Below are 15,657 nucleotides of genomic sequence, written 5' to 3' on the forward strand. Positions count from 1 at the left end.
GGTGATTGTGGCGCCGCCGCCGCGCTGCCAGGATGACGTTTACCCTGGTGGGCACGGGACGCAGTCACGGGAGGCGCGATGACCCTGCCGCTGCGGGTGACGGTGGCGCCTGAGCGGGCCGACGCGTCACCCGGCGAAGCCCTCACCTTCGACGTGACCGTGCGCAACGCCAGCGACATCGTGGAGCACTACGGCCTCGAACTGCTCGGCCTTCCCGACGGGGCCACGGTCCGCACCGAGCCGGAGGTCGCCAAGCTGCGCCCGTCCGAGACGGGCACCCTCACCGTACGGGTGACGCTGCCGGTGCAGCCGCCCGCGCCCGCCGGGACGTACGTGCTCGGGGCGCTGGTGAAGTCGCGGTACCGCGACGACGTGTCGCGCTGCGTCGAGGTGCCGCTGCAGCTGGCCGCCGTCGAGGAGATCACCGTGCGGGCCACCCCGGAGGTGGTGACCGGGGGCCGGACCGGACGCTACACGCTGGAGATCGCCAACGGCGGCAACGCCCCGGTCCGGCTGTACCTGGCCGCCACCGACCCGGAACGCCGGGTGCGGCCTGAGTTCCAGCCCGCCTGGGTGGACCTGCCGCCCGGCACGTCCGCGCAGGCCCTGCTGTCGGTGCAGGCTCCCCTGCCGTGGAACAGGGAGAAGCAGCGGCAGCTCACCATCACCGCGACGCCGGACCTGCCCGGTGCCGCCGCGGGCACCGGTACGGCCACCTTCGTCCAGCAGCCCCGCTTCGCGTCGAAGTTCGCGAAAGTGGCGGGCATCGGTGCCGCGGTCGCCCTGGTGGCCGCCGCGATCGCGGTGCCCGCCCTGGTGGTCAACGCGAACAAGCACGACGACAAGACACCCCAGAACGGCGCGGCCAACGCCCCGCAGAGCGCCGCCGCGCCACCGCCCGCCCCCAGCGTGGCCGCGTCGTCGGCGGCGGCGCCGTCCGCGTCCGCGAGCGCCAGCGAGGCCCCGTCCTCCGCCCCGGCGTCGTCGGCGCCGCCGTCGCCGTCCGCGTCGGCCACCGGTGACGGGGCCCGCGACGTGGACCTGGGTGGCGTCGGGCCCGGGGTGCTGGCCAGCGACGCGTTCCGCAACCAGGGCTTCCTGGCCAGCGCCGATCCCGGCACGGTGATCGTCGCGGGGTGCGAGGACGCGCGCAGCGTCGCGATCGTCGCCGGCCCGGACGGCAGGAAGGTCCTCACCTCCTCCAGCGCCGACGACCCGGCGAAATGCAACACCGTCCCCATGATGATCGACTTCGGGGCGGACGCGCTCGGCGGGTCCATCAAGCTCACCCCGCTCAACCCGGACACCCTCGAGATGGAGGTCGCGTACCGCGACCTGACCCGCGAGGTGAAGTCCGACCTCGCGGTCGCCGACGCGTCCGGGCACGGCGGCATCGACTACGTGCTGGTGCGGCCCCGCGCCGCCACGGGCGGGGCGGCTCCCGCCGCCGTGGCACTCACCGGAATCCGCATCGGCCCGCTGCGCTGACGTTCACACTCCCGCCGCGTGAAGGTCACCGCGGTCGCGGGCGGGATCCGTGGCCGGGCGATATCGTGCGGGATGCTGGGCCGGTCCACTTCGCACCACACCCGACTCGAGGGGATCTCCGCGATGGCAAAGGTCATCTCCACCCTGTTCATCTCGGCCGACGGTGTGGCCGAGATCGACCCCGACTGGCACTTCCCGTACTTCGACGAGAACATGGGCCGGGCCGTCACCGAGGACTACGGCACCGCGGACGTGCTGCTCATCGGCCGGGAGACGTACGACAGCTTCGCCGGGGCGTGGCCCGAGCGCGAGGCGGCCGGCGGCGACGACGCCGGGTTCGCCAAGCAGCTCGGCGACGTACGCAAGATCGTGGTGTCCCGCCAGCCGCTGGAGCTCAGCTGGCGGAACTCCGAGCTGATCAAGGGCGATCTGGTCGAGGCCGTCACCGCGCTCAAGGCCGACGCGGGCGTCAAGGGCGTCCTCATCCCCGGGTCGATCTCCGTGGTGCAGCAACTGCTGGCGGCGGGGCTGATCGACGAGCTGCGGCTGCTGGTGCACCCCGTGGCGGCGCGCAAGGGCCGCCGGCTGTTCGACGACGGCGACGCGCCCTACCACCTGAAGGTGCTGGCGACCGAGGCGTTCCCGACGGGCGTGATCCGGGTGATCTACACGCCGGCCGAGGCCCCGGCCAAGGTCGGCTACGACGACGTCAAGGACCAGGTGCCCGAGGGAAGCTAACGATCGCCGGTGGGGTTTCGGCCCGGTGATCGCTCGGGAGCGAATCGGGAACCGGCTATCAGTGAATCGCGGGCCCCGCCGACGCGGGTGGTGTGACACTTACGCCCGCGCGGTTGACCAAGCAGCTTCGCACGGCCGGCATCCTCGCGGCGCTCGTCGCGGTGGCCGGTCTCGTCGGGTCCGCGGGCGTGGCGACGCTGGTGGCCGGCGAGCAGCGTGACGCGGCCCAGCAGCAGCTGGACCGGCGTGCCTCGCTGGTGGCGGCGGCGGTGACCGCCGAGGCCGGCCGCTACGTCGACACGCTGAGCATGGTCGCCGCGGGCCTGGGCGGCTCGGAGACCCTGACCGCCGCCCGTTTTGAGCAGGCGGTGCAGCCGCTGGATGACATGCGGCTGGCCGGCGCCGCCTCGGTCGGCTTCCTCGTGCCCAGTTCCGACGACGACGTCGCCGCGACGCAGGCGCGCTGGCGTGCCCGCGGCGTCCCGAAGCTGAGCCTGCGCCCCACCGACGGGTCCAGCGAGCACATCTTCTCGGTCGTCAGCCGGCGCTTCGACGGTCGGCCGACCACGACCGGCACCGACTTCTCCACGGCCTCCGCACCGGCTCAGGCGCTGGCCCGGTCCCGCCGCACCGGCCAGGTCACCGTCTCCGACGCGTACCAGTTGCTCTCGGACCGGCAACTGCCCGCCACGCGGCAGCAGCTCTCGTTCGCCCTCACCGCCCCGGTGTACGGGCCCGCCACTACGGCCGGGGAGCGCCAGTTCCGCGGCTGGGTGGTCATGGCCATGCGCGGGCAGGACTTCATGGGTGCCACCCTGACCCGGCTTTCCCAGAACCTGATCGACGTCACCCTGCACGCCCCCGGCGTGGACGGCACCCAGCTCGGGGTCGCCGCGCTGACCGCCGGCCTGCCCGGAAAGCGCGACCTCAGTCGCACCACCGACGTCTCGGTCGCCGACCGGACCTGGTCGCTGACGGTCGACTCCGTCGCGAAGCGGCTGCCGGGCGGCGTGACCCGGCTACCGCTGCTGGTCACCGCCGTCGGAACGCTGCTCGGCCTGCTCTCGGCCGGCCTGGTGTGGGTCCTGGCCACCGGGCGCGCCCGCGCCGAGGCCCGGGTCCGCGCCGCCACCGCCCGGCTGAGCACGGCCCGCGACGAACTCCTCGGGCAGAAGACCTACCTGATGCAGGTCCTGGACACCCTCGACACGGCGGTGCTCACCTGCGACAACACGGGCGCCATCGTGCATGCCAACCACGCCGTCTACGACTGGACCCGGGTGGACGACCGCACCGGTGCCGGAAACCCGGGTGCCGACGATCTGGACCGGGCGCTGGCCCGCGCCCTGTTCGGCCAGTCCGTCCGGGGCGAGGAGATGACCATCGAGCCCGCCGGGCGGCCCCGGCGCAACCTCCTGGTCGACGCCCGGCCGCTGCACGACCACACCGGACGCATCATCGGCGCGGTCTGCTCCGCCTCCGACATCACCGTGCTGCGTGACCGCGAGGCCGACCTGGAGGCCTTCGCCGGTGTCGTCGCGCACGACCTGAAGGGCCCGCTCGGCGGGGTCGCGGGATTCGCCGAAATCCTGGACGACCACCTCGACGCCGGCACGACCGAGCCGACCCAGCTGCGCCCCGCGCTGGACCGGATCCGCAGCGGCACCGACCGGATGCGCGGGCTGATCGACGATCTCCTGGCCTACGCCACCGCCCGCGACGCCCAACTGCACCGCGAACCGGTCGACCTGCGGGCCCTCGTCGCCGAGGTCGTCAACGAGCGCACCGCCCCGCTGCGCGCCAGCGGCACCCCCGAGGCTCAGCTGCCGACCATCCACACCGGCCCGCTGCCGGTCGTCCACGCGGACCCGGCGATGATCCGCCAGCTCCTCGACAACCTCATCGGCAACGCGCTCAAGTACACCCGGCCGGGGCAGCCCGCCCAGATCGCCATCTCCAGCCAGGCAACGGCTGACGGCACGGCCGTCATCGAGATCGCCGACCGGGGCATCGGCATCCCCGCCGCGGATCAGCCCCACGTGTTCACGTCGTTCCACCGCTCCGCCAGCCATCGTGGCTACGCCGGCACCGGGCTCGGCCTGAGCATCTGCCAGCGGATCGTCGACCGGCACGAGGGCACCATCACGGTGTCCGACAATCCGGGCGGCGGCACCCGGATGCGCTTCACCCTCCCCGGCGCCACGGACCTGGCCCTGCCCACCATGTCGCACCCGACCTACACCGCCTCGCACCAGGGCCGGTTGCTGGCAAGCCCGTTCGCCGACGTGTAGGCAGGCAGCTAACAGCCGGGTGTCCTCACGGTACGGACCCTGGCGGCACGATCCACTCGACCTGCTGGCGCGTGACCGCCGCGATGGGGCGCGGCTCTCGCCGATCGTCCCGCACCGGGTTGGTCAGCGCGAATAGGTCCAGACGAGCACGCCGGCGAGCACCAGCAGCGCCAGCACCGCGAGCACGATCAGGGCGATCACCCAGCCCCAGCTGTCGCGGTGCGGCTGCTGGGGTGGCATGGGCGGCCCGAGCACCACCGGCTCCGGCCGGGCCGGCTGCAGCTCGTGGCCGCACCGCTCGCAGCGGATCCGTACCGCCTCGTTGCCGAAGCCGCAGCGGGGGCAGGCGACCTGGCCCGGGGCGACGGGCGGGCGGCCATACGTTGCCGCCGGGAACTGGCGGGTGTCGGCCCGGCCGGGGGCCGAACGCAGCAGGCCGGTCGGGTCGTCCTTCTCGTTCGGGGCGCGCGGCACCGCGCGGGCGTCGTCCTCGGCGGGCGCGCGCAGGAACATCAGCGGGTAGCCGCAGCGCGGGCACAACTGCTCGACGTCGGGGCGCACCGGGGAGCCGCAGTCCGGACACGGCATCTGCCGCACCCCGCCGCCGCGCTCAACCATTGCCGCCCCCGCCGTCCACCGGGCGGGCCCGGCCGCGGGCGGTCTGCGGCTGGAACCGGACGTCCAGCCGCACCCGGGCGCCCAGTGGCAGCTCGCTCTGCAGGAAGCCGAGGACCTGCCGCTCGGTGAGGTGGCCCGTGTGGTCCATCTGCACCACCACGACCGGGTCGGTGGGCGGAACGGTGTCGTTGCGGCCGTACACCCCGCCCGCGTCGAGGACCGTGACCCGCGCGCCCGTGGCCGCCTCCAGCAGGGCCTCCACCCCGAACCGGGTGCCCCGCCAGCCCAGCAGCCGCCCCACCTCGCGGACCATGGAACGCCGGTACTCGGCCGGGTCGGTGGGCTCCAGCTCCACCCCCAGCCAGGCGCCCAGGTACTGCAACATCTCCGGGCTGGCCAGGCCGGTGTCGATCTGGTGCTCGACGCTGTCGATGCGTTCCCGGACGGTGTCGGCCACCTCCTCGAACGCGGACACGAACCCGCGCAGCACCGGGTCGGTGGCCATGACCCGGGGCAACTGGCCCACCAGCCAACCGGTCGTGACGGTCACTGCTGCACCACCACCCGATGCTCGTACGACATGAACAGCGCCTCCGGCATGAGGCGCAGCCGCTGCTCCACCTGGTCCAGGGTGCGCTTGCGGCGCAGGTCGGCGGAGAAGAAATGTACGGCCTCCACCCCCTGCACGCCGAACGATCCGTGCAGCACGCCGTACACGTCGCCGAGGCGCAGGTCCGTGTCGAACGGCCAGCCCTGCCCGCTCGGTCCGCCGGTGAGCGGGTTCAGGTACGCGTACAGCGCCCGCTCGGCGCGTTCCCGGACGGTCTCGGTGCGCACCCCCGGCCCGGCCCGCACCTCGGCGACCACCTTGACCCCCTGGTAGCGGGGCGAGTCGATGCGCAGCCGCATGGTGAGCAGCCGCCGCGGCTCCAGGTACGCCTTGATCTGCTCCTCCAGCTCGTCGGAGATCGCCAGGTCGTCCAGGGTCAGCGCCTCCGGGGCGATGTCGACGCGCGGGACCACCAGAAGGCGGGCCGGCTCGTCCGGGGACGCCGGGGGCAGGCAGCGGGCCCGGGCCACGCTCGGGGCGGCGTCCAGGGTGAGCCGTTCCACGTCCTCGGCGGTGACCGCGCGGCGGCCGCCGCGCAGCAGCATCGGGCCGCGCACCTTCGCGTTCTCCACCGTCTCGGCGTCCACCCCGCCCGCGCTGGGATCCAGGTTGGTGACCGAGGCGACGAACGGGATCGACGTGTGCAGCACGGTCAGCCGGTCGGCGGCGACGTTGCCGCGGCGGCCCCCGCCGAACCGGTAGCCGGTGACGTAGACCTGCGCGTCGATGGGCGGGATCGCGCCGTGCTGCCACACCTGGCCGTTGCGGTCCAGCACGCGCGGCCCGAACCGGATCTCCCCGGTCGCCCCCGACCACGTGTAGACCCGGTCGTCCTCGGTGGCGTCGGCCAGGTCGGCGACCTCCATCCAGTCCTGCTCCTCGGGTTCGCCGGTGCGTTCGTGGCGGGGCAGCACCACCCGTACGTGTTCGTCGTGGCGGCGCGGCAGCACCGGCACCCGCCGTACCTGAAAGACCTGGCCGGGGCGGCCGGTGCTGGCGCCGAGCAGCTCGGCCGGGGCCGGTTCGGCGTGGTGGGCGGGCACCGCCCCGCCCAGGGCGACCGCCGACAGCGACTCCAGTTCCGGCGGGTTGGTGTACTCGGGCTGGCCCTCGACCGCGCGGACCAGGCGACAGCGCAGCCAGTGCGCCCGGCGCGAGCCGATCGCGAGGGCCTCGTGCCGGGCGGGCAGCAGCAGCGTGACCTGGCCCGGGCTGTTGAAACCCGCGCTGGTGTCCTCCAGAATGCGCACGTCGTGCCACTGCTGGCCGTCCCACGCCTCCCAGACGCGGGGCGGGCGGCGCGGGTCCACCCCGGCGCCCTCGGGGCCGGTGTGCACGTCGAGGCGCAGCAGGTTGCCCGCCGCGGATTCGGCGAGCCCGAAGTACACCGCCTCGTCGTGGCTGAGGCTCGGGAACAGCCGCACTGACGACGCCTCGGTGCGCAGGCTGTCCCAGTGGTCGGTGTACCGGTCGCCGGTGTGGGTCAGGCACGCGGTCAGCTCGGGCGGGGTGACCTGCAACTCGGTGTCGGTGAGGAAGACGACCGGTTCCTCGTCCTCGCGGCGCTCCGTGCTGACCTGGGTGCCGGCGGGGACCCGGACCACGTCCTCGCGGGGCGTGGTGAGGCGGAACAGCACGTCGGCGCGGGCGGGCACCGCGGAGAACAGTTCGACCCCGACGAGTTCGAGGAACTTCACGTACAGGCGGTCGGGGACCTGGTTGAGCCGGTACAGGGTCATCTCGGTCATCCAGGCGAACAACTCGACGATGGCCACCCCGGCGTCGGAGACGTTGTGGTCGGTCCACTCGGGACAGAGCCGGTTGATCCGCCGTTTCGCCTCGTCCACGATGTCCTGGAAGCGGCGGTCGTCCAGGTCCGGCGCGGGCAGACTCATGCCGCGCCTCCTTTCGGCATGCGCTCGCGGCCCTCGCTACGCTCGGTGCACTCGCTCATGCCGGCTCCTCGGTCGGGATGGTATAGAACGGAAACACCAGGTTGCGTACGTCGTTGGTGGCCCGGATGCGGTAGGCGACGACGATGTGTACGGTGCCGGTGCCCTGCTCGCCCGAGGCCAGCACCGATTCCAGCTCGATCCGCGGCTCCCAGCGTTCCAGGGCCTCCCGGACGGCCTGCTCGATCAGCCCCAGCGTGCCCGCGGTGATCGGGGCGAACAGCTGCTCCCACATGGCGCAGCCGAACTCGGGACGCATCACCCGCTCCCCCGGCACCGTGGACAGGATCATGCGGATCGCCGCGTCCACCTCGTCGACGCCGCTGACCAGCCGCACCGACCCGGTACGCGAGATCGCGGCCGGGAACGCCCACCCGTTGCCGATGAAGTCGTACGCCATCCGCGGCCTCCCTAGTTGAGCTTGATCGGCTTGCCGGACGCGGTCAGCCCGCCGGACGCGGTGATCTCCACTTGGGCGCCGCTGAGACTCAGCTTCTGCGTCGCCTTGATCTCCACCTGGCTGGCGGAGATGACCAGCTTCTGGTCGCCGGTGAGGGTGGATTCGCTCTGGGCCAGCTTGAGGGTGCACGGGCTGCCGCCCAGGGTCAGCGCCACCGACGGCACGTCGTCGTCGAGGGTGAGCCGGGAGTCCTTGCGGCTGACCAGCACGCGCTGCTTGATCTTCCCGCCGGAGGCGGCGTCCGGCTGGGGCGGGTTGTCGTCGCGGTTCCACAGCCCGCCCAGCACCACCGGGCGCGCGTGGTCGTCGAGTTCGAAGCCGACCAGCACCTCGTCGTCCACCTCGGGCAGCCACTGCATGCCGCGCTGGCGGCCCGCGCCGGGGGCGGCCACCCGGGCCCAGGCACTCTCGTCGTCGGCGGACAGGGTGGGGAACGTGACCCGTACCCGGCCCAGCTTCTCCGGGTCGTCGTTGTTGGTGACGATGCCGATGACCAGGCCGCCCCAGCCGCGCCGGTCGCCCCCGGCGGTGGCGGGGCCGGTCAGGTCGGCGAGGCCGCCGGGCTCCTTGCCGCCGCACACGAACCGGGTCACGTACGGGCGGCCCGCCCCGTACGTGTGCTCCACGCCGGTGACCCGGTAGTTGCCGGTGAGCCGGGAGCCGACCCCCTCGATGTGCACCTTGGCCCCGGCGGCGATGCTCGGGTCACCGGCCGCCTCGCCGCGCAGCACCACCTCCTCACCGGAGGCGCGCAGCAGCAGCGCGGCCGCCAGCTTGTCCGCCTCCGCCTGGTCGGTGACCGGGAACTGCCCGGCGTTGCGCTTGACCCGCCCGAACGCCCGCCGCGCCGCCCCGGTCAGCTCGTCGGCGGCGGGGGCGTCCGTACCCGGGTCGGGCTGGTCGGCGCGGCCCGCGATGGCCTGCTTGCCGAGCTGATCCCAGCCGCGGATCTGCACCTCGTCGCTGCGTTCGGCGGCGGAGAAGCGCACCGTGAACCGGCTCAGGTTCTGCCCGAAACGCAGCTTCGGCGGGGTGACCTTGGAACGCGGTGCGCGTTTGAAGGAGAACTTGCGTTCGGTGACCCACACGTCGTAGCCGATGCGGGCGGCGCGGCGGCGCAGGAACGCGTAGTCGGTCTCTCCGGCCTGCAGCACGTAGTCGTGCACGGAACCGGTGGCGTCCACGTCGGTGTCGAGGCCGTACTCGCCCGCGATGCGGCTGGCGATGTCGGCGTCGGTGACCCGCTGGAAGCTGCGCGACTTCGGCTCGCGGGCCATCCGGTGGGTCAGGTCGAACCCGGTGAGCACCAGCTCGTGCCGTCCGGAGACGCCCGGCTCCACGACCACCGCGGTGATCTCCCCGGAGGTGACGACCACCGGATCGCCCTCGGCGCGGAACGCGATGTCCAGCTTGGTGCCGAGGGTGAAGGTGCCCCGGTCGAACAGCTCGAAGTGCGGGTCGTCGAAGTGCACCGCGAAGTAGTCCGGCAGGTGCACCGACTCCTCGACCCGGACCATCGCCAGCCTCGGGTACAGGTCGGCGGCCAGCGGGCGCCCGTCCACGGTGAGCACCACGCCGTCCAGGCGCTTGGTCGCCTCAGCCACGGCGACGCACCGGCAGCTCGGGGATGACCAGCAGGGTGCCGGGGGCGAGCCCGATCGGGTCGACCACGCCGTTGGCGGCGGCGATCAGCCGCCACCGGGTGGCGTCCGCGTAGTGCCGGGCGGCGACCCGGTCGAGGGTCTCGCCGAACCCGAGCCGGTGCACCGTGTGCAGGGTCGGCGTGTGCGAGGTGGGATTCTGCAGCAGGGGTTTGCCCTCATCCTTGTACTGCTTGAGCGCCAGGTCCGCCTTGGCCCGCAACGGCATCCCGTTGCTGGCGAAGTACGTGAACTTGAGCTGCAGCCGTTCCACGATCGCCTTGAACGAGTGCAGCTTGCCCCAGTGGAACTCCACCCACGGCGGCCGGGCCTTGTTGCGCTGCTTGTCCGAGCCGGGCAGGCTCGAATCCACCTTGAGCAGGTCCAGCAGCTTGTTGGTGTAGTCCGTGACGTCCTCGCCCGTCGCGGTGGTGTCCAGGGTGATGCTCAGCGCGAGGGTGCCGGACTGACCGGCCTGGAAGCGCAGCTCGGGAGCGTTGCCGCCCTTGTTCTCGGCCGCGTTCCAGGTGTTGGCCTTGGTGATGGTCAGCTCGGCCGGGTTGAACAGGAAGTCGATCCGGTCCTTCTTCTCGGTGAGCAGGAACGCCTTCGCGGGTGCGGTGGGTGCGGTCATCAGAACACTCCTGCCCAGCGCCCGCCACGGCGCTCGATCTCGCGCAGCAGCCGCGCCTCGACGATTTCCACGACCTTGTCCGGGTCCAGCGCCGCCTTCGCCGCCCCAGCGGCACCGCTCGCGGCCCCCGCCACCGTGGCGGCGGCCTGGCCGGCGGCGCCGGAAACCGCCCCGGCGGCGGCGTCCACCGCGCCGGTGACGCCGGATGCCGCCTCGGCGGCCAGACCGCCCGCCGAGGCGAGCGCCCCGCTCGCGGCGTCCCGGGCGTCACCCACGGCGCCGGTGAGCCCGGACATCGGACCGGACGTGGCCTCCAGGACGGCGGCCCGGGCGGCGCGCGTCGCGACGTCGCCGACCGCGCCCAGGCCCCCGCCCACGGGCAACTGGTCCACGATCCCCGCCGCGCTGGGCGCGGCCTCGGCCAGCCGGTCGCGCCCCGCGGACAGCAGCCCCTGCCCCGCGTCGGCCAGCCGCTGCCGGCCGGCGGACAGCGCCTGCCGCTCGTCGTCGTCGAGCAGACCGGCCGCGTGCTCCAGCAGGAACCGGGGCCGCCGCACCGGGCTGCGGGTGTGCGTCAGCTCGTGGGCCAGGACCTCCGACATGACGGGCACGTTCGCCGGCGCCTCGGGCAGGTGCACGACCGTGCCGGTGGTGGCGCCGCGCGCACCCGCGGCCGCGAGCGCGTGCCGGGTGGCCGGGCCGGTGGTGAACAGCGGCGGATGCGCCCGGCCGGTCAGCGCGGACGCCATCGCGTGCAGGGCACCGGGCAGCGGCCGCGGCGCCTCCAGCGGCCGGGCGGCGACCGCCGCCTCCCACCGGGCCCGGGGATCGGACTTCTCAGATCCAGGCTTCTCGGATCCAGGCTTCTCGGATCTGGGCCGTCCGGATCCTGGCCGTTCGGATCCGGGCTTTTCAGGTACGGGCATCCCGTAACCGCCGATCAGCCCCCGCCCGTGGTCGGGCCGCAGCGTGGTCACGGCGCCCAACATGTCCGGTCCCGTCCCCGGGGGCTGCGGCCCCCCGCCGAGCACGCGCAGGTCGGCGGCGGATTCGGGGTTGCGCACGGACGGGCCGGGCCCGGGCCGCGCCGTCAGCGACCCCGCCCGGCCGAGCGGCCGAAGACCGGTCACGAGTCCCGGCCCGGTTCCGGGCACGGCGCGGCCGGAGGATCCCGTGCCCCGGCCGGCGGCCGAGCTCGCCGCGTCCCCACTACGGACAGGCCACGCGCCACCCGTCCGATCGGTCGCGTCGCCGCCACGGCCCGGGCCCGCACCGAGCACCCCGGGCCCGCCGGTCGCGCCCGCGCGGGCCAGCACCGGGCGTACCCCCAGCGGTCCCTCCCGGTACGGCGCCCCGGCGCCCACGTCCGCCCAGGGATGCGGGTGGCTGTCCGAGGCTCCGGAGTGGAGCGAACGGACGATGCCCGCGTCGCCGTCCCGGCGGTCCCCCCGCGTTCCGAACGCCGGGCGCAGCGTCAGCTCGTGGCCGGGGCGCACGTCCGGACCGGTGGCGGGTCCGGAGGTCAGCGGCGGGCGAGGCGTGCCGAGTGGGGCGAGCGTGCCCCGGCCGGCGACCGCGCGGCTCCGAGCCGGAGAGTCGCGCAGCATGACCGGGGCCGCGCCGATCTCCCGGCCCGTGGGCGCGGGGGCCGGACCGGTGTGCCGGGGGCGCCACCGTCGCCACCAGCGCAGCAGCGACCAGGAGGCACGCACCGGCAGGGTGGCGGCGAGGTCCGCTCCGACCCGGGGACCCGGCGCGCGGCGGCGGCCCGCCCACCGGTCGGTGAACAGGCGGCGCACGACCCGGCGCAGCGTACGCGGGCGGCGCTCACTTGCCGGTGCGGAAGCCACTGTGGCACACCTCCAGCTCCTCGACGGCGAGGTCGCGCGACGACGCGGCGAACCGGGGGCCGGTCCACTTCACCGGCTTGGCCTCGAGGATCGTCCACGTGCGTACGGGCTGGCCCTTCGCGTTCCGGATGCTGATCTTGCCGTCGCGCGGCTTGATCCGGTTCTTCTTGGCGGTCAGCCCCTCGCCGGAGCACTCCATGACCCACTCGAACAGCGCGTCGGTGTCGGTGAGGCCGCGCTTGAGCACGAGGTTGGGCCATTTCATCCGGCCCAGCAGCTTGTGGGTGAACGCGTTCTGCCCGCCCTCGGCGAGTTCCTCCACGTCGAGCTGGACGGACAGCCCGGACACCTCGGTGAACGAGCCGATCACGGTCGCCCCGATCTCCAGCGTGAACTTGCCGACGAACGGCGGATCCATCGTGCGTGCGTCAGACACCCTGCACCCCTTGCCATGCGCGTTCGTTCAGGCCGCCGACCTCGCGCAGGAGCAGGATCCGGTCCCCGTGTTCCAGGTCCAGCAACCGGTCGAGGTCCCAGTGCAGGTGGTACGCCAGGAAGGCGATCTCCTGCCACAACTCGTCGTGGGCGTAGTGCCCTAACCCACCTCCACGGACGCCGTCGGGAAAGGGGTGCCCGGCTCCAGGGCGTCGAGGATGCTCGGGTCCTGGAAGTTGATGATCCGGTAGAGGTCCTGCAGGTAGCCGAAGTCGCTGACGAACAGCGACTCGATCGTCTTGGTGGTGACCCGCTGCACGGTGCCGAGTTCCGTGACGACCCGGGACAGCACGATGACGGTGGCGTACGCGTCGTTCTCCTTGACCCGGCCGTCGCGCAGCGGCTCGATCTCGTCGCGGGCGCAGGCGAGCCGCATCACCCCCGTACGGTGCAGGGTGCCGTTGTCGTCCACGAAGCCCTTCGGCAGCGTGAACGGAAATTCGGTCCGCAGCCCGCTCATCCCCGGTGCAGCCCTTCGTGCGTGATCGTGACCTTCTCCGTGGCCACATCGTTGGCGCCCGCGTCGAGTTCGGCGCCGGTCCACTTGGAGACCCAGCCGCGTTCGAAGTTCCAGCGGGCGACCTCCTTGTGCATCGAGTCCTTGATGACGATCGAGCCGTCCCGGCGGGCCTTGTCGACGTCGCCGTCCTCCACCTGCTTGCGCCACTCCCACAGCGCCTTGGACGCGTCGATGCGGCGTTCCAGGGTGATGTCGCTCCACTTCATCGCCCCGGGCACCTTCCGGATGATCATCTTGCCCTCCTTGGTGGCCTCCTTGTACTCGATCGTCTCGGTCTCCGATTCGACGCCCGAACACTTGCGGAAGCTGGCCATCTCGACTCCGCCGATCTCCAGGACGAAGTTGAACGTGGTCGTGAGGTCTGGCATGTCGGTCTCCCCTTACTCCGTCGCGGCGCCGCCGCCCTGCCACTGGCTGATCCGGAAGATGACGAACTCGGCGGGCTTGCTCGGAGCGATGCCCACCTCGACGATGAGCTTGCCCTCGTCCACCGACGACGCGGGGTTGTTGCTCTCGTCGCACAGCACGTAGAACGCCTGCTCCGGGGTGGCCCCGACCAGCGCGCCCTGGCTCCACAGGCCACGCAGGAACGAGGTGATGTTGCGCTTGACCCGCTGCCACAGGTCGAAGTCGTTCGGCTCGAACACCGCCCACTGGGTGCCGCGCCGGATCGACTCCTCGACGTAGTTGAACAGCCGCCGCACGTTGATGTAGCGCCAGCTCGGGTCCGTCTTGGCGAGGGTGCGCGCCCCCCAGATCTTGGTGCCGTAGCTGCCGAACGAGCGGATGCAGTTGACGCCCTCGGGGTTGAGCAGGTCCTGCTCGCCGCTGGTCACGTCGGTCTCCAGCCGGACCGCGCCGCGCAGCGCCTCGTTGGCGGGCGCCTTCCACACCCCGCGCGCGCCGTCGGTACGCGCCCACACGCCCGCCACGTGCCCGGACGGGGGCACGGTGAGGTACAGCTCGCCGTTGGTGGCGCCGGGCCGGGCGAGGGGGTTGCTGATCACCACGTTCGGGTAGTACAGCGCGGCGAACGCGCTGTCACGGGCCAGCCGGGCCCGCCACTCCAGCGCCCGGGTGGCGTTGAGGCCGGGCGGGGTGTCCAGGATCGCCATCTTCGTGTGGCTGGCCTCGCAGTAGTCCAGCAGCTGCTGCTGGGCGGCGAGGAACATCTCCTCGTCGACCGTGCCGTCGCGGCGGGTGGCCACCGTGACCAGGTCCGGGATGGCGACCATGGTGACGTTCTCGGCGATGGCCAGGCCCTGGTAGCCGGTCCGTTCGGACTCGGAGCCGACCAGGTCGGCCGGGGTGACCGCTTTCGCGGACACCGGCGGGGCCTGCAGCTCGTAGCGGCCCGGGGCGGGGGCGCGTTCGGCCAGCGAGGCGCCCTGCAGCGGCTGCAGCTCGATGCGCAGAAGCCGAGAGCGCTCATTGACCGCACGTTCCACCGAGCGCGCGCTTCGGCCACTGAACTGCAGGCCGCCAAGCTCCTCGCGCAGCGTCCCGTCCTCGTAGACGCGCAGCGTGTACTCCCCGCCGCCGCTCTCCGAGCCCTCGGCGCCCTCGGCGGGCGGGGGCGGCGGGACCACCTCCACCTCCAGGCGGCCCCCCGGATTGAGCGCGGACACCCGCAGGCTCGGCAGCTCCGGCTGGTCGGCGACCGCCAGCGTCACCGTGGGAGCGGCTCCACCGCCGTCCTCGCCGCTCGCCCCCGGCACCCGGCAGATGTACGCGGCGCTGCCACCGTTCTCGAAGAACCCGCGCACCGCGTGCGGGAGCATCGCGCCGCGCACGAACCCGCCGTACACCCGTTCGTACTGGGGCCAGCTTGTGACCAGCTGGGGTTTCACCCCGGCCGGGTCGGTGGGGTCACCCTGCTCGGTGTCGTAGCGTTCGGTGAAGCCCACGAACGCGGCGACGGCCGTACCCACCCCCTCGATGGGCATGGAGCCGCTGGGTTGCTCCTCGATGTAGACGCCCGGTGCTCCATATGACGCGGCCATGCTGGCACCCCTTCATCAGGCCTGCACCGCGCTGGTGAGCAGCGCGGGATCGCAATCGGATTCGTAGAACTCGCCGTAGTGCAGCGGCGGGAAGACGCGCATCCGCGGGCGGCGCGACGAGCAGGCGACCACCTTCACCGCCGGGAACCGGTGGACGATGACGTGCACCAGGTCACCGGTTCCGTGTTTGTCGAGGTCGAGCACGATCACGTCGGGCAGCGCCTCGAGCAGCCGGGCGAGCACGTCCGTACCCGCGGTGTCGATCAGCTCGATGCCCTCCCGGCGCAGGATGTCCTCCAGGCCGAGGCGGTGCAGGGCGCTGAAGTCCCCCATGAGGACCCGCGTCATCGCCTCACCT

15 protein-coding genes and 1 pseudogene are annotated in these 15,657 nt (G+C 73.0%); 3 read left to right on the forward strand and 13 right to left on the reverse strand.

The genetic code is table 11. The features are described 5' to 3' along the window. The first annotated feature begins 78 nt into the window (after positions 1 to 78). From EV385_RS00865 to EV385_RS00875, 3 genes are all read left to right on the forward strand, one after another. Positions 79 to 1,488: a COG1470 family protein gene (locus EV385_RS00865; RefSeq protein WP_130507700.1), complete on the forward strand. Its 1,410-nt coding sequence runs from the start codon at positions 79 to 81 to the stop codon at positions 1,486 to 1,488. 123 nt (positions 1,489 to 1,611) lie between these two features. After that, a complete protein-coding gene (locus EV385_RS00870; protein ID WP_130512985.1) occupies positions 1,612 to 2,226 on the forward strand; it encodes a dihydrofolate reductase family protein in 615 nt (204 codons plus the stop codon). Positions 2,227 to 2,339: 113 nt separating this feature from the next. Further along, the gene (locus EV385_RS00875; RefSeq protein ID WP_130507701.1) at positions 2,340 to 4,517 is read left to right on the forward strand and encodes an ATP-binding protein; all 2,178 of its coding nucleotides are present in this window, start codon (positions 2,340 to 2,342) and stop codon (positions 4,515 to 4,517) included. A 123-nt stretch (positions 4,518 to 4,640) separates the two neighbouring features. Here EV385_RS00875 and EV385_RS00880 read toward each other — a convergent pair whose 3' ends face one another. From EV385_RS00880 to EV385_RS00935, 13 genes and pseudogenes are all read right to left on the reverse strand, one after another. Next, positions 4,641 to 5,135, reverse strand: a complete 495-nt coding sequence (locus EV385_RS00880; protein WP_130507702.1) for a zinc-ribbon domain-containing protein — start codon at positions 5,133 to 5,135, stop codon at positions 4,641 to 4,643. Beyond that, positions 5,128 to 5,685, reverse strand: a complete 558-nt coding sequence (locus EV385_RS00885) for a phage tail protein (RefSeq protein ID WP_130507703.1) — start codon at positions 5,683 to 5,685, stop codon at positions 5,128 to 5,130. The genes EV385_RS00880 and EV385_RS00885 overlap by 8 nt, the downstream gene beginning before the upstream one ends. Next, complete coding sequence (locus tag EV385_RS00890; protein WP_130507704.1) at positions 5,682 to 7,640, reverse strand: putative baseplate assembly protein; 1,959 nt, start codon at positions 7,638 to 7,640, stop codon at positions 5,682 to 5,684. The genes EV385_RS00885 and EV385_RS00890 overlap by 4 nt, the downstream gene beginning before the upstream one ends. 55 nt (positions 7,641 to 7,695) lie before the next feature. Beyond that, positions 7,696 to 8,097: a GPW/gp25 family protein gene (locus EV385_RS00895; protein WP_130507705.1), complete on the reverse strand. Its 402-nt coding sequence runs from the start codon at positions 8,095 to 8,097 to the stop codon at positions 7,696 to 7,698. 11 nt (positions 8,098 to 8,108) lie between these two features. Beyond that, on the reverse strand, positions 8,109 to 9,761 hold the full coding sequence (locus EV385_RS00900; RefSeq protein WP_130507706.1) for a VgrG-related protein: 1,653 nt from the start codon (positions 9,759 to 9,761) through the stop codon (positions 8,109 to 8,111). Beyond that, complete coding sequence (locus EV385_RS00905; protein ID WP_165449349.1) at positions 9,754 to 10,431, reverse strand: CIS tube protein; 678 nt, start codon at positions 10,429 to 10,431, stop codon at positions 9,754 to 9,756. The genes EV385_RS00900 and EV385_RS00905 overlap by 8 nt, the downstream gene beginning before the upstream one ends. Beyond that, positions 10,431 to 12,281: an eCIS core domain-containing protein gene (locus EV385_RS00910; RefSeq protein ID WP_130507708.1), complete on the reverse strand. Its 1,851-nt coding sequence runs from the start codon at positions 12,279 to 12,281 to the stop codon at positions 10,431 to 10,433. The genes EV385_RS00905 and EV385_RS00910 overlap by 1 nt, the downstream gene beginning before the upstream one ends. After that, entirely contained in the window at positions 12,259 to 12,717 is a 459-nt protein-coding gene (locus EV385_RS00915) for a phage tail protein (RefSeq protein ID WP_207229728.1), read from the reverse strand. The genes EV385_RS00910 and EV385_RS00915 overlap by 23 nt, the downstream gene beginning before the upstream one ends. After that, positions 12,710 to 12,859, reverse strand: a pseudogene (locus EV385_RS33695) (DUF6760 family protein); the annotation flags it as partial. The gene EV385_RS00915 and the pseudogene EV385_RS33695, both read right to left, overlap by 8 nt. A 17-nt stretch (positions 12,860 to 12,876) precedes the next feature. Beyond that, positions 12,877 to 13,236 (reverse strand): hypothetical protein, encoded by a 360-nt coding sequence (locus EV385_RS00920; RefSeq protein ID WP_242624628.1) that lies wholly within the window; start codon positions 13,234 to 13,236, stop codon positions 12,877 to 12,879. Further along, the gene (locus tag EV385_RS00925) at positions 13,233 to 13,664 is read right to left on the reverse strand and encodes a phage tail protein (RefSeq protein ID WP_130507709.1); all 432 of its coding nucleotides are present in this window, start codon (positions 13,662 to 13,664) and stop codon (positions 13,233 to 13,235) included. Before EV385_RS00925 ends, EV385_RS00920 begins: the two co-directional genes overlap by 4 nt. Positions 13,665 to 13,676: 12 nt before the next feature. Beyond that, entirely contained in the window at positions 13,677 to 15,299 is a 1,623-nt protein-coding gene (locus EV385_RS00930; protein ID WP_130507710.1) for a phage tail sheath family protein, read from the reverse strand. 15 nt (positions 15,300 to 15,314) lie between these two features. Beyond that, positions 15,315 to 15,647, reverse strand: coding sequence for a helix-turn-helix domain-containing protein (locus EV385_RS00935; RefSeq protein WP_130507711.1), 333 nt, complete (start codon positions 15,645 to 15,647; stop codon positions 15,315 to 15,317). Positions 15,648 to 15,657 lie beyond the last annotated feature (10 nt).

It is taken from the genome of Krasilnikovia cinnamomea, assembly GCF_004217545.1.
Lineage (GTDB): Bacteria > Actinomycetota > Actinomycetes > Mycobacteriales > Micromonosporaceae > Actinoplanes > Actinoplanes cinnamomeus.

Coding starts and splice junctions, on each gene's coding strand:
- EV385_RS00865 (WP_130507700.1), top strand. CDS start 79: ATGACCCTGCCGCTGCGGGTGACGGTGGCGCCTGAGCGGGCCGACGCG.
- EV385_RS00905 (WP_165449349.1), bottom strand. CDS start 10,431: ATGACCGCACCCACCGCACCCGCGAAGGCGTTCCTGCTCACCGAGAAG.
- EV385_RS00890 (WP_130507704.1), bottom strand. CDS start 7,640: ATGAGTCTGCCCGCGCCGGACCTGGACGACCGCCGCTTCCAGGACATC.
- EV385_RS00880 (WP_130507702.1), bottom strand. CDS start 5,135: ATGGTTGAGCGCGGCGGCGGGGTGCGGCAGATGCCGTGTCCGGACTGC.
- EV385_RS00895 (WP_130507705.1), bottom strand. CDS start 8,097: ATGGCGTACGACTTCATCGGCAACGGGTGGGCGTTCCCGGCCGCGATC.
- EV385_RS00930 (WP_130507710.1), bottom strand. CDS start 15,299: ATGGCCGCGTCATATGGAGCACCGGGCGTCTACATCGAGGAGCAACCC.
- EV385_RS00870 (WP_130512985.1), top strand. CDS start 1,612: ATGGCAAAGGTCATCTCCACCCTGTTCATCTCGGCCGACGGTGTGGCC.
- EV385_RS00925 (WP_130507709.1), bottom strand. CDS start 13,664: ATGCCAGACCTCACGACCACGTTCAACTTCGTCCTGGAGATCGGCGGA.
- EV385_RS00935 (WP_130507711.1), bottom strand. CDS start 15,647: ATGACGCGGGTCCTCATGGGGGACTTCAGCGCCCTGCACCGCCTCGGC.
- EV385_RS00920 (WP_242624628.1), bottom strand. CDS start 13,236: ATGAGCGGGCTGCGGACCGAATTTCCGTTCACGCTGCCGAAGGGCTTC.